This window comes from Pyruvatibacter mobilis, from assembly GCF_012848855.1.
GTDB classification, from domain to species: domain Bacteria; phylum Pseudomonadota; class Alphaproteobacteria; order CGMCC-115125; family CGMCC-115125; genus Pyruvatibacter; species Pyruvatibacter mobilis.
Genome location: NZ_CP051630.1, coordinates 3,117,398 through 3,130,200 on the forward strand (window position 1 = coordinate 3,117,398; position 12,803 = coordinate 3,130,200).

A 12,803-nucleotide genomic window follows, 5' to 3' on the forward strand; every position below is an offset into this window, starting at 1 on the left:
GCCGGACCCTGTTTCGGGGCTGACGCCTAGTTGATGAGGCTCATGTCGAGGCGGGTCGCGGTGATGACTTCGCCGACGCCATATTGCCCCGCCCGCTGCACGATGATCGCGCATCCGTCATGGGCACCTTCCATGAGCATGGCCTTCGCCACGTCGAGGGACAGGGGTTCGGTCATGTCCCAGTCGGCCAGCCGCGTCACGTCGCGCACCACGTTGGAATAGATGATGGTCTCGCCCGCATTCTCGCCGCGGGTGATTTCCACCTCGTGGGCGGTATCGAACTGCACAAGCCAGATGGCGCTGACGTCATCCGTCTCGCTTCCCGGCACGGCGCCGGCGCGCAGGGTGATCCCGTCATTGGTGACGTCAGCGATCAATTCCGGACGGCCGCTTACCCGAGACACCCGGTCGTCGATGGCATCGCGCGAGGCGCGCACGCGGCTGCCGGGCATGTGGCTTGCACCGTCCACCACCAGCTGCGGGGTGTATTTCCGGTCGCGGAAATGCTGCGCATAGGCTTCCTGGCGCGCGGTGTGTTCATCGCGGCCCAGGGTGTCGCGCCAGCCGAGATAATCCCAATAGGTGATGTTGTAGGTCAGCGCGATGACGTCCCGCCGGGTGGCGACTTCATTCATCAGCGCGTCCGCCGGCGGGCAGGATGAGCAGCCCTGGCTGGTGAACAGCTCCACCACGGCGGGCCGCGCGGCGGCAGGGGCTGCGGGCAGCAGCGCTGTCAGCGCGGCGAGGCCTGCAGCCAATGCCGCGGGCGTGAAAAATCTGCTGTTGGTGACGCCGGTCATGAGTGGCTGCTTCCATAGAGGCTTGTGTGGCCTTCCCCGCCCACGGAGAACCTAGAAAGTCATCCGCTCCTGATCCACTCAAGTATTGGTGAAATGCGGCGTGAGAAAGATGAACGGGTGCAGGCACTTGCCCCGCTCACCAGGCCGATAGTCTAGCTGTCATGACCGGCAGCCGGGCACAAAAAACGCGGGATGCCGGAGCATCCCGCGTCTTGAGTGTCGTTGCGGCACCGGGGTGCCGGGCCTGATCCGTCAGGCGGAAATCAGGTTGCGCAGCACGAAGTGCAGGATGCCGCCATTGTTGTAGTAATCAACTTCATCGGCGGTATCGATGCGGCAGAGCACCGGCACGGTCTGGGTCTTGCCCTTCTCGTTGGTGATCTCCAGCTTCAGCTTCATGCGCGGCTTGATGCCCTTTTCCGTGCCCTTGATGGTCACGGTCTCGGAGCCGGTCAGGCCTAGGGACTTCCAGCTCGTGCCTTCCTCGAACTGCAGGGGCAGCACGCCCATGCCGACGAGGTTGGAACGGTGAATGCGCTCGAAGCTTTCCACGATCACGGCCTCGACGCCCAGGAGCTTGGTGCCCTTGGCCGCCCAGTCGCGCGAGGAGCCGGTGCCGTATTCCTTGCCGCCGAAGACAACGAGGGACTTGCCCTGTTCCTTGTACTTCATGGCCGCATCGTAGATCGGCATGGCATCGCCGGACGGGTAGTGTACCGTCACGCCGCCTTCGACACCCGGCACCATCTGGTTCTTGATGCGGATATTGGCGAAGGTGCCGCGCATCATGACTTCGTGGTTGCCGCGGCGCGAGCCGTAGGAGTTGAACTCCGCCGGCTTCACCTTGTGCTTCTTGAGGTATTCACCAGCCGGGCTGTCCGCCTTGATGGAGCCGGCAGGGGAAATGTGGTCGGTGGTGATGGAATCCCCGAACAGACCCAGGATGCCGGCATCCGTCACGGCGTCGCGCGGCTGCGGCTCGGCCGTCATGCCTTCGAAGTAAGGCGGGTGCTGCACATAGGTGCTCTTCTTGTTCCACTCATAGGTCTTGCCACCGGTGACCTTGATCTTGCGCCAGTGGGTGTCGCCCTTGAAGACGTCCGAATAGCGCTCGCGGAACATCTTGGCGGTGACGGACTTGCGCACGGCCTCGGCGATTTCCAGCGACGTCGGCCAGATGTCCTTCAGATAGACGTCATTGCCCTTCTTGTCCTGGCCGATCGGCTCTTCGGTGAGGTTGACGTTCACCGAGCCGGCCAGCGCGTAGGCGACGACCAGCGGCGGGGAGGCCAGGTAGTTGGCACGCACATCCGGAGACACGCGGCCTTCGAAGTTACGGTTGCCGGACAGGACGGAGGCGACCACGAGGTCAGCATCGTTCACCGCCTTGGAGATCGGCGCCGGCAGCGGGCCGGAGTTACCGATGCAGGTGGTGCAGCCATAGCCGACGAGGTTGAAGCCCAGCTTGTCGAGCTCCTTCTGCAGGCCTGCGGCCTTCAGGTACTCGGTCACGACCTGCGAGCCGGGGGCCAGCGACGGCTTCACCCACGGCTTGGTCTTCAGGCCCAGCTTGTTGGCCTTCTGGGCCACGAGGCCGGCAGCCATCAGCACCGACGGGTTGGAGGTGTTGGTGCACGAGGTAATGGCGGCGATCACGACGTCGCCATGGCCGATGGTGAACTTCTCACCGGAGACCTTCTCGCGCTTGAAGCCTTCGTCGCCCTTCTTGAACTCGTTGACGAGCGTGCCGGCAAAGCTGTCGGCCACGTCGGTGAGGGGCACGCGGTCCTGCGGGCGCTTCGGGCCGGCAAGGCTCGGCACCACGTCGCCGAGGTCGAGCTCGAGGGTCGAGGTGAAGATCGGGTCTTCCGAGCGGGCGGTGCGGAACATGCCCTGCTTCTTGGCATAGGCTTCCACGAGGTCCACGCGGGCCTTCTTGCGGCCGGTGGCCTTCAGGTAGCGGATGGTTTCCGCGTCGATCGGGAAGAAGCCGCAGGTGGCGCCGTATTCCGGGGCCATGTTGGACAGGGTTGCCTGGTCTTCCAGCGACAGGTGGTCGAGGCCCGGGCCGTAGAATTCCACGAACTTGCCGACCACGCCCTTCTCGCGCAGCTTCTGGGTCACCGTCAGCACCAGGTCGGTGGCGGTGATGCCTTCCGGCAGCTTGCCGGTCAGCTTGAAGCCGATGACTTCCGGGATCAGCATGGAGATCGGCTGGCCGAGCATGGCGGCTTCCGCCTCGATGCCGCCGACGCCCCAGCCGAGAACGGACAGGCCGTTGACCATGGTGGTGTGGCTGTCGGTGCCGACGAGGCTGTCCGGATAGGCGACTTCAACGGTCTTCACCGTGTTGCGCGGGCCGGCAACCTTTTCCTTACGGGTCCAGACGGTCTGGGCCAGATATTCGAGGTTCACCTGGTGGCAGATGCCGGTTCCCGGGGGAACAACGCGGAGGTTGTTGAAGGCCGTGGAGCCCCAGCGCAGGAACTCGTAGCGTTCGCCGTTGCGCTCGTACTCGATTTCGACGTTCTTCTTGAAGGCGTCGCGGGTGCCGAAATTGTCGACCATCACCGAGTGGTCGATCACGAGGTCAACCGGGGCGAGCGGGTTGATCTTGTCCGGGTTGGCGCCGACCTTCTCGACGGCGTCGCGCATGGCGGCGAGGTCAACCACGCCGGGCACGCCGGTGAAGTCCTGCATCAGCACGCGGGCCGGGCGGAAGGCGATTTCCTTCGACGACTTGCGGCGGGTCAGCCACTTCGCCATGGCCTCGATGTCGGCCTTGGTGACCGAGCGGCCGTCTTCGTAGCGCAGCAGGTTTTCCAGCAGCACCTTCAGCGAATAGGGCAGGCGGGAAATGCCGTCGAGACCGTTCTTCTCGGCAATCTTCAGCGAGAAGTAGTCATAGGACTTGGTGCCGACCTTCAGGGTGCGGCGGCACTTGAAGCTGTCGAGCGACGTTGCGGGAAGCTGTTTGGGCGCAGGCTTCTTGCGCGCCGTTTTTTTAGCAGTTGCCAAGAGAGATCCTCCTCATCAGGCAGCAGGGAGGCGCCGGACCAGTGGGCTGGGGAGGTGGCGCCTTGAGCCGCGGGCGGGGATGTGCCCGCGCGTGGAAAGATGTGTCCCGCGACCGCTTTGTATTTGGGTTCTTCTGCACCGGGGTTGTGACCAGCCGGCGGCGCAAATTGCTTCGCGCATTCAAAACGTGCGGGGGTATGCGCGCGCTTTATACTCCCAAGAAATTCGTGCGCCTAGGGGAAGGCGGATTTTTCCTATGCGACCAAGGCACTTAAGCCACACAGTTCGACACAAATGGAGGGAATGGGCGGCATGAGCGAAACGACATCCGAAAACCCGGTGCTGGTGGAGCGCCGCGGCGCGGTAACGGTCATCACCATCAACCGTGAAACCGCGCGCAATGCCGTCAATCGTCCGACCGCCGACAGACTGGTGGAAGCCTTCCTCGATTTCGAGCGCGATGGGGACGCAGCGGTCGCGGTTTTCACCGGGGCGGCGGGCAATTTCTGCGCCGGGGCCGATCTCAAGGCGGTGGCGGGCAGCGATCCGTCGCTTGCCAATCAGGGCACGCTTCCAAGGACGGGCGCTTTGTTCGAGCGGCTGGCCGATGACGGGCCGATGGGGCCGTCGCGGATGCTCCTGTCCAAGCCGGTGATCGCCGCCGTTGAAGGCTATGCGGTGGCAGGCGGGCTCGAGCTTGCCTGCTGGGCGGATATGCGGGTGGCGAGTGAAAGCGCTGTCTTCGGCGTCTTTTGCCGGCGGTGGGGCGTGCCGTTGATTGACGGCGGCACCGTGCGCCTGCCGCGCATCATCGGCCATGGCCGCGCCATGGATCTCATCCTCACCGGCCGCCCGGTCGACGCCCATGAAGCGCTGTCCATGGGCCTTGCCAACCGCGTTGTGCCCGAGGGCAAGGCGCTTGAGGAAGCGGTCATGCTGGCCGAGCAGATCGCCAAGTTCCCCCAGGGCTGCATGCGCGGCGACAGATTGTCCGCATACATGCAATGGGACATGCCCTATGATCAGGCCATGGCCAATGAGTTCCGGCTCGGTCGCGAAACGCTGGCTTCCGGCGCCACGCGCGAAGGCGCCGCGCGCTTTGCCGCCGGCAAGGGGCGGGGCGGGAAATTTGACGATATCTAGGGACACCGCATTCCACCCGTGACCGCGCTTCTCCACGTCACCGACCTAGCCTGCCGACGGGGCACGCGCGCTCTGTTTGCGGGCGTGTCGTTTAGGTTGTCCGGTGGTGAGGCGCTGGTGGTGACGGGGCCCAACGGCACCGGCAAGTCGAGCCTGCTGCGCATTCTGGCCGGGCTGCTTGAGGAAGAAGCCGGCGAGATCAGCCAGGATGCTGAGATGCTGTATCTGGGCCATCTGGACGCGCTGAAACCGCAGCTCACAGTGCGGGAGAACCTGCGCTTCTGGGTCGGTATGTTCGGCGGCGAGGGTGATCTTGATGCAGCGCTTGCCCGTTTCGGGCTTGGGCACATTCCGGAGCTTGCGGCGGGTGTGCTGTCGGCGGGTCAGCGGCGGCGGCTGACGCTGGCGCGGTTTTCATGTTTTCTCGGCGCTGACAGTGCGCGGCCGGTCTGGCTGATGGATGAGCCTGACAGTGCGCTCGATGATGCGGGCCGGGCCCTGCTTGATGATCTGCTGGCGGAGCATCTTCAGCGCGGCGGCATCGTGGTGGCGGCCACCCATCGCGGCCTTGGCATCCCCGCGCAGGCGCTGCGCCTGGGCGTGGCGGAGCCTGTGTCATGAGCGGCTTCTGGGCGCTCGTCGCGCGGGACATGAAACTGGCCGGGCGGCTGGGCGGCGGGCCGTTTGTCGGGCTCGGCTTCTTCATCATCGTGGTCACCATGGTGCCGTTCGGTGTCGGCGCGGACCTGCCGCTCCTGGGCCGGATCGGTCCGGGCATCCTGTGGGTGGCGGTGCTGCTAGCGACACTTCTGTCCCTCGACCGGCTGTTTCAGGCGGATTATGAGGATGGGTCGCTGGACCTGTTCCTGATGGCACCCTTGCCGGTGGAAGCGCTGGTGCTGGCCAAGTGCCTGGCCCACTGGCTCACTAATACGGTGCCGCTGATCATCGCCATGCCGGCGGTGGCGTTTCTTGTGAACCTCAACATGGACGGGCTGGGGCCGCTTGTGGTGAGCCTTGTGATCGGCACGCCCGCCCTCAGTCTCATCGGCGCCCTCGGCGCGGCGCTGGTGGTCGGCGTCCGGCGCGGCGGGCTTGTGCTGTCGCTGATCGTGCTGCCGCTCTATGTGCCGGTGCTCATTTTCGGTGCGGCGGCGTCGGGCAGTGGGCTTGGGGACACGCCGATGCTGTTTCTGGGGGCGTTCAGCCTGGCAGCGCTGGCGCTGGCACCCTTTGCAGCGGCGGCGGGATTGCGGATTTCGGTGTCGTAACCTCTTTCAAGGACACGTTATTTCGCCGCATCCGGCTTTTCTTGCTGCGCGGGCAGGGCGGAGATACATAAACCCCATGGCTAGATCCATTCAGCGGTTTGCTAATCCGGCGCAGTTCATGGCGCTGTCGGGCGCGGTCCTTCCCTGGGCCAGCGCGGCGGCGGCGCTGACGCTGGGCGTGGGGCTCTATTTCGCGCTCCTCGCCTCACCGCCGGATTACCAGCAGAGCGAGACCGTGCGCATGATGTATGTGCATGTGCCGTCGGCGTGGCTGGCTTCAGCGGGCTATGCGTCCATGGCGCTGGCCTGCGCCATCGGGCTCATCTGGCGGCATCCGCTGGCCTTTGCCTCGGCCAAGGCCATGGCCCCGCTTGGGGCGGCCTTCACCTTCCTGGCACTGGTCACCGGTGCCCTGTGGGGCAAGCCCATGTGGGGGGCGTACTGGGTGTGGGACGCGCGGCTCACCAGCGTGCTCGTCCTGTTCTTCATCTATCTCGGCTATATGGCGCTGTGGGAAGTGATCGAGGATTTCTCCCGTGCCGCCAAGGCGACGTCAGTGTTCTGTCTCGCAGGCGCGGTCAATCTGCCGGTGATCCGCTTTTCGGTGGATTGGTGGAACACGCTGCATCAGCCGGCCTCCGTGGCGCGGCTCGACGGCCCGGCGATCCATTCGTCCATTCTGACGCCACTTCTGATCATGGCCGCAGGCTTCACCCTGCTGTTCCTGGTGCTGGCGCTGGTGCGCACGCGGACGGAAATTCTCCAGCGGCGGGCGGCGGCCCTCGAGGCAGCGCAGGCCAATCGCGTGATGCAGACCGGCGGGAGCGCGAGCTGAGGCGATGGCGGACTTCTTTTACATGGATGGCTATGCGGCCTTCATCTGGCCGGCCTACGGGATCACTGCGCTGGTAACGCTCGGCCTCGTCGTCTGGGCGCTGCGCACCCATAAGGCGGCGCGCGCGCGGGTCGCGGCCCTTGAGGCGCAAGCGCAGGGTCAGTCACAGCCGGGGAGGGAGACCTCGTGAGCGGCGACGCTGATGACCGCGAAAAAGCACCCGGTGCCGGCCGCCGTTACGGTGCCGCCTTGCCGGTTGCGGTGTTCGCGGCATTGGCCGTCCTGCTCTATCTCGCCCTGTTCTGGGGAGACCCCAGCGACATCCCGTCGGCCCTCAAGGACAAGCCGGTGCCGGAGTTTGCCCTGCCCGCCATTGAGGGGGCGGACAGGCTGCCGGGGCTTCAGACCGCCGATCTCAAGACCGGGGTGCCGACGCTGGTGAATGTGTGGGGCTCGTGGTGCGCCCCCTGCCGCAAGGAGCACCCGGTGCTCATGCAGCTTGCCGCCCGGGCCGATGTGCGGCTTGTCGGCATCAACTACAAGGACGCGCCGGACAATGCGCGCCGCTTCCTCGGCACCCTGGGCAATCCCTTCGAGGCGGTGGGCGCGGACCGCACCGGGCGCACGGCCATCGACTGGGGCGTCTATGGCGTGCCCGAGACCTTCATTGTCGATGGGGCCGGCATCATCCGCTACAAGCATGTGGGGCCGATTTCCCCTGCGGATGTCGAAAACGTGATCCTGCCGGAACTCGAAAAAGCCCGCACGCCTGCGGCGCCTGCGCCTTAGGGCCTGATCGCACGCCAAATGCGAGCAATCCGGTTAACAGGCCGGAAACCTTCTGCGGCCTAAACCTGTATCACCCGAAAAGTGTTAGAACAGGTCTCGATGGCCCTGCCTATTTCCGCATCGCTGATTTCCGCGCAGGCGCAGGCTTATGTCTCGCCGAAGAATGCGCGGCCCTATGCCCCGCCGCAGGTCGAGAAACTGGCCGCGCGCGGCAGCAGCAATGCTGTTCAGGTGGAGATTTCCGCCGAGGCACGGCAGGCGCAGCAGACACGGCAGGATACCCGTCAGGCAGACGAGACCCGTCGGCAGGACGATGCCCGCAAGGCGGATGAGCAGCGCCGGTCGGCGCGTGACTTTGCCCGCGAGGCCCCGCTGCGTGGCTTCGAGGCGCGGGACGGGCAAGAAAATGCCGGGACCCGCAACACGCGCCCCGGCACCACTCTCGACATTCGTATCTGACCTCAAGCACGCGCCGATGTGGCACGTGTTTCAGAGGCTCCAGCGCGCCTAGCGGCGGCTGGTGCGCTTCTTGGCGGCCGTCTTCTTTTTCGCTGCGGTCTTCTTCTTGGCAGCGGTCTTCTTGGTGGCTGCCTTTTTCGCCGTGGTCTTCTTGGCGGTGGTCTTCTTAGCTGCGGTCTTCTTTTTGGCGGTTGTCTTCTTCGCAGCCGTCTTCTTGGCGGCTGCCTTCTTCTTCGTCGCCGTCTTGCGGCCGGTGGCGGCATTCACCGCATCCACTGCGTCATCCGCCAGGTTGGAGATCACGCCCAGCACTTCAAACAGGGCTTCGCGCTGCTTCGGTGACAGGGCGTCGAGTACCATTTTCTCGGCGCGCACGGCCTGGGGCATGGTGGCGTTGAGGGCGCGGCGGCCGGCGGCCGTCAGGCTCACCGAGTTGGCGCGGCGGTCGGATGCCGTGCGCTTGCGCTGCAGCAGGCCGCGGGAAATCATCCGGCTGATCATGTCGGCCAGGGTGGAGCGGTCGATGCCGGTCTGCTTGACGAGATCCGTCTGGCTCAGGCCCTCATCCCGCTCGACGGTGACGAGCACCGCGAACTGACGGGCCGTCAGGCCGCCCGGGCCGACTTCCTTGGTGAAGAGATCCTGCGCGAACTGGGTGGCGCGGCGCAGGAGGTGTCCGGGGGATTGGTCGAGATCAACTTTCTTAGCCATTGATGCCCTCTTGGTGGTTGTCCGGATCGCTCCGGTCGGGTGCCGGTCATTCCCCCCGCCGCTGTCTGCTCCGCCGCACTGTGCCATGTGATCTGGCATGGCCCCCCTGCCGGGGCCTCTCCGCCTTCCGGGGTGTTCCCGCTGCGGAGCCGTCTTTGTGCGGCTGGTCTTCGAACGACGCGTTGCGGCCAGGGAGTGTACGCATCCTGTCCCTGTGCCGGGCCTCTGGTGAATGTCCGGTCGTGATTGATGGAAACTGTGACTACTCGATACTCTGTGTACCGGTCCTGGGCGCCGGCTTTGCTCGCCGGTCTTCGCTGCGGTCCCTGGCGGTGTCAGTTCCGTTCAGGACCGGTTGTCCGGGTACGTTGCTTCTTGAACCTCGTTTGCTGTTGTCCGTCATGCCGGCACTCACGCCTCGCGGCGGGACTGGTCCGTAGCAGTCGCGTCCCGCGGTGTCTGGCCTGGACCGGAGAAGCTCCGAAGGTCATTCACGAGGGTGGTAACCCTCATTGATTGTCAACATACTAACAGTGCACCAATCAGCACGCGACGCAAGTACGCATTGGCCTTGATGCGGTCAATTCTGTGCTGGAAATGGTGCCGGTCAGCGTTACGTCAACATCATCGGGCGCGCGGGGTTCCGCGCGGATGGCGGAAACTCCGCATGCGGAGGGCCGGGTGTGGCTTCAGTGTGACGTTGCCTGCAGAATTAAGACGATGGATGGAAAAAGATCATGCCGGATTCGGACAAGCAGGCTGACCTTTCAGCGCCGCCCGCAGATGCTGTCACTGACAATATGTCGGGTGCGGAACGTCACGCGGCGGCGCTGCAGTGCGATGTGGGTGGCGGGCATGCTTTCACCCTGCGTGTGCCGGAGGGCGACACCCATGCGCGCCATGTGTGTGATGACTGTGGCTATATCCACTATGTGAACCCGAAGATTGTCGTCGGCTCTGTGGTCACCTGGCACGGAGCGGATGACGGGGAGCCGCGCATTCTCATGTGCCGCCGTGCCATCGAACCACGGCACGGCTTCTGGACGCTGCCTGCAGGCTACATGGAACTCGGTGAAACCACAGAGGCTGCGGCCATGCGCGAAGCGCGGGAGGAGGCATGCGCCGATATCCGGATCGATGCGCTGCTGGCGGTCTATTCCATTCCGCGCATCGGGCAGGTCCAGTTGATGTACAAGGCCACGCTTCTGTCGCCGGATGTAATGGCTGGCGAGGAGAGCCTCGAAGTTGCCCTTGTGCGCAACAATGAGATTCCGTGGGGCGATCTCGCATTCCCAAGTGTGCGCTGGGCGCTGACACAGCATCGCGAAGTTGCGCAGGCGGGTGCTTTTGTCCCCTTCACCAACCCTGCCGGGGATATGGGAAACATGGTTCACGGGGCGGATTGACGGATAGCTGCCTTGCGTCAGTCCCGCTTACCGGCACCGGTCCTTGTCGCCCACGCTTCTAGGTGCAGACCAACACCGGCATGGAGGTGACGCATGGCCCGCAAGCTTGACGCATTCGCGGACGGGTTCCTGAAGCAGGCGCAATGGTGCACGGATCTCGGCTCGCCCTTCTCAGGCGCCCTGATGACACAGGCAGCGGATGCGCTGCGTCTCGGCACCGATTTCGTCACCACCTACATGCCCTGGTGTCAGGGCGCGACCACGGGCGATGTCTCGGCGGATGTCGTGCCGCTGCGCTTTCTCGGCTGTGCGCATGCGTTGGCGCTTGGCGGTCAGGCCCCGGCGCTTGCCCGGCACTATCCTTCATGCGGCGGAGACGGGGTGGCGGACAATCTCTGGCAGACAGCGCTTGAGGCCTTTGCCGCCCACCCGGCATTCACGGCTGATTTCGTAACGCAGCCGCCGCAGACCAACGAAGTTGGGCGTGCCGGTGCGCTGATGGCCGGGCTGCTTGAGCTGGCGCAGCTCACGCGCCTGCCGGTCAGCCTGTTTGAGATCGGGGCGAGCGCCGGCCTGTTGCAGGGGCTTGATAGTTTTTACTATCGGTTCGGCGGTGCCTCATGGGGAGATGAAGCCTCTCCCTGCCGCATCGAACCGCAATGGCTGTTCGAAGCGGTGCCGCCGGTCGCTGCACCGCTCAGCATCATCGGGCGGCGCGCCTGCGACTATGCGCCGATTGATGTTCTGGACCCGGCCAATGCGCTGAAGATCCGTGCTTACATCTGGGCAGACCAGTCAGAGCGTTTGGCACGGCTTGAGGCCGCCATCGCCATCGCGCAGACGGTCAGGCCGCAGGTGGATGCCGCCTCGGCGGATGACTGGCTTGCGGACGTTCTGGCGGGACCCGGTACGCCGGGCCAAGTGCGCTGCGTCTTCCATTCGATCATGTGGCAGTACATGCCGCAGGAGGTGCGTGACCGGGCCTATGGTGCGATCGCCGCTGCAGGCGAACGGGCAAACGCCGACGCGCCTGTCGCGTGGCTCAGGTTCGAGCCGGAAACCAACAACGAGCCCGTCCAGCTCGTGCTGGCCCTGTGGCGCGGCGGCCCGCCTGAAACACGCCTCCTCGCTGGTGCCCATCCCCACGCCACGCAGATCGGCTGGACCGGCTGGGATAAGGGGCGCGTGCTGGAGACGCCGGAGCTGGTCCAGCGGTTTTCGTAGGGGCTGCGCGTGACGCTTTGGAGTCTGTGGTCAAGCCACGGAATGATATGCCCCTTTTTGTCACCCCGTGGCTTGACCACGGGGTCCAGGGCAGCGAATGCAGACGCTGACTATGAAAGCATGTCGTCCCACAGATCGCGCCATCGCGGATTGTGCTCTTCGATCAGCGCCAGCTTCCACTCCCGCCGCCAGTCCTTCAGCCGCTTCTCGCGCCGGATCGCCTCGCGAACATCAGCAAATGCCTCCACATGTACCAGCCGGTGCACGCCGTATTGCCGGGTGAAGCCTTCGACAAGGCCAGTGCGATGCTCATGTGCGCGACGGGCGATGTCATTGGTCACGCCGATGTAAAGCGTGCCGTTGCGGCCGCTCGCCATGATGTAGACGTAGTAGGTCTTTTCCACGGCATCAGCGTGACGCTCTGGATTCCGTGGTCAAGCCACGGAATGACATGCCCCCTTTTGTCACCCCGTGGCTTGACCAGGGGGTACAGGGCAGCGAATGCAGGCGCTGGCTACAGCGTATCGATCTGACGGTCGGCCTCGGCTTCCTTCTCGGCCTCGGTCTTGGGGTCGGGCAGGGCGTAGCGCTGCAGGAGGCCGACCTGGGCGATGGCGAAGGCCATGGTAATCGGCACATTGCCGAACAGCTTGAAGCTGACCCAGAAATCCGTCGAGAAATTGCGCCAGACAATTTCATTGAGCACGGCGAGGAACACGAAGAAGAACGCCCAGCGCCAGGTGAGCAGTCGCCAGCCCTCCTGGGTCAGGCGGAATGTGCCGTCGAACACGATCTTCAGCAGTGACTTTCCGAAGAACAGGCCGCCGAACAGGATCGCCGCAAACAGGCCGTTCACCAGGGTCGGCTTGAGCTTGATGAACAACTCGTCGTTCAGCACCAGGGTCAGCGTGCCGAACACCAGCACGAAGGCCCCGGTTACAAGCGGCATGGTGGCGATGTGGCGGGCGAGGATCCATGAGGCGGCCAGGGAAATGGCAATCGCCACCATGAAGGCCGCCGTCGCGGTGAAAATGTCGAAGCGGTTGTTGGCGATGAAGAACACGGCCAGCGGGCCGATCTCGATCAGCATCCGCACAAGCGGGCTCAGGGGCTCTTTGTGGACGGCGTGATCTGTCATCGGTGCGGG

14 protein-coding genes are annotated in these 12,803 nt (G+C 64.6%); 9 read left to right on the forward strand and 5 right to left on the reverse strand.

Translation table 11 applies throughout. From position 1 onward, the window contains the following. Nucleotides 1-26: 26 nt before the first annotated feature. Together HG718_RS14575 and acnA are read right to left on the reverse strand one after the other, a co-directional pair. Nucleotides 27-800 carry a DUF1223 domain-containing protein gene (locus HG718_RS14575; RefSeq protein WP_160586353.1) on the reverse strand — a complete coding sequence of 258 codons (774 nt, stop codon included), beginning with the start codon at nucleotides 798-800 and terminating at the stop codon, nucleotides 27-29. Between the two features lie 252 nt (nucleotides 801-1,052). Then, on the reverse strand, nucleotides 1,053-3,818 hold the full coding sequence (gene acnA / locus HG718_RS14580) for an aconitate hydratase AcnA (RefSeq protein WP_160586354.1): 2,766 nt from the start codon (nucleotides 3,816-3,818) through the stop codon (nucleotides 1,053-1,055). Nucleotides 3,819-4,130: 312 nt separating this feature from the next. Here acnA and HG718_RS14585 point away from each other — a divergent pair, with 312 nt between their 5' ends. From HG718_RS14585 to HG718_RS14615, 7 genes are all read left to right on the forward strand, one after another. Further along, the gene (locus HG718_RS14585; RefSeq protein ID WP_160586355.1) at nucleotides 4,131-4,961 is read left to right on the forward strand and encodes a crotonase/enoyl-CoA hydratase family protein; all 831 of its coding nucleotides are present in this window, start codon (nucleotides 4,131-4,133) and stop codon (nucleotides 4,959-4,961) included. Nucleotides 4,962-4,979: 18 nt separating this feature from the next. Next, entirely contained in the window at nucleotides 4,980-5,582 is a 603-nt protein-coding gene (gene ccmA, locus HG718_RS14590; RefSeq protein ID WP_160586356.1) for a heme ABC exporter ATP-binding protein CcmA, read from the forward strand. Continuing rightward, the gene (gene ccmB / locus HG718_RS14595) at nucleotides 5,579-6,232 is read left to right on the forward strand and encodes a heme exporter protein CcmB (protein WP_160586357.1); all 654 of its coding nucleotides are present in this window, start codon (nucleotides 5,579-5,581) and stop codon (nucleotides 6,230-6,232) included. The genes ccmA and ccmB overlap by 4 nt, the downstream gene beginning before the upstream one ends. A gap of 76 nt (nucleotides 6,233-6,308) precedes the next feature. Next, nucleotides 6,309-7,067: a heme ABC transporter permease gene (locus HG718_RS14600; RefSeq protein ID WP_160586358.1), complete on the forward strand. Its 759-nt coding sequence runs from the start codon at nucleotides 6,309-6,311 to the stop codon at nucleotides 7,065-7,067. 4 nt (nucleotides 7,068-7,071) lie between these two features. Beyond that, nucleotides 7,072-7,257, forward strand: coding sequence for a heme exporter protein CcmD (gene ccmD, locus HG718_RS14605; RefSeq protein ID WP_036263110.1), 186 nt, complete (start codon nucleotides 7,072-7,074; stop codon nucleotides 7,255-7,257). Then, complete coding sequence (locus tag HG718_RS14610; protein WP_160586359.1) at nucleotides 7,254-7,856, forward strand: DsbE family thiol:disulfide interchange protein; 603 nt, start codon at nucleotides 7,254-7,256, stop codon at nucleotides 7,854-7,856. Before ccmD ends, HG718_RS14610 begins: the two co-directional genes overlap by 4 nt. 99 nt (nucleotides 7,857-7,955) lie before the next feature. Further along, nucleotides 7,956-8,315: a hypothetical protein gene (locus HG718_RS14615; RefSeq protein ID WP_027839591.1), complete on the forward strand. Its 360-nt coding sequence runs from the start codon at nucleotides 7,956-7,958 to the stop codon at nucleotides 8,313-8,315. 48 nt (nucleotides 8,316-8,363) lie between these two features. Here HG718_RS14615 and HG718_RS14620 read toward each other — a convergent pair whose 3' ends face one another. Beyond that, nucleotides 8,364-9,026 carry a MarR family winged helix-turn-helix transcriptional regulator gene (locus HG718_RS14620; protein ID WP_160586360.1) on the reverse strand — a complete coding sequence of 221 codons (663 nt, stop codon included), beginning with the start codon at nucleotides 9,024-9,026 and terminating at the stop codon, nucleotides 8,364-8,366. 737 nt (nucleotides 9,027-9,763) lie between these two features. On the opposite strand from HG718_RS14620, the gene HG718_RS14625 reads away from it, so the two are divergent. Both HG718_RS14625 and HG718_RS14630 read left to right on the forward strand, forming a co-directional pair. Next, nucleotides 9,764-10,432, forward strand: coding sequence for an NUDIX hydrolase (locus tag HG718_RS14625; protein ID WP_244617561.1), 669 nt, complete (start codon nucleotides 9,764-9,766; stop codon nucleotides 10,430-10,432). A 93-nt stretch (nucleotides 10,433-10,525) separates the two neighbouring features. Next, entirely contained in the window at nucleotides 10,526-11,656 is a 1,131-nt protein-coding gene (locus HG718_RS14630; RefSeq protein ID WP_160586361.1) for a DUF2332 domain-containing protein, read from the forward strand. A gap of 110 nt (nucleotides 11,657-11,766) precedes the next feature. On the opposite strand, the gene HG718_RS14635 is transcribed toward HG718_RS14630, so the two are convergent. Next, nucleotides 11,767-12,060, reverse strand: coding sequence for a GIY-YIG nuclease family protein (locus HG718_RS14635; protein WP_027839593.1), 294 nt, complete (start codon nucleotides 12,058-12,060; stop codon nucleotides 11,767-11,769). Nucleotides 12,061-12,170: 110 nt separating this feature from the next. Next, nucleotides 12,171-12,794, reverse strand: coding sequence for a septation protein A (locus HG718_RS14640; RefSeq protein WP_160586362.1), 624 nt, complete (start codon nucleotides 12,792-12,794; stop codon nucleotides 12,171-12,173). Nucleotides 12,795-12,803: the final 9 nt, after the last annotated feature.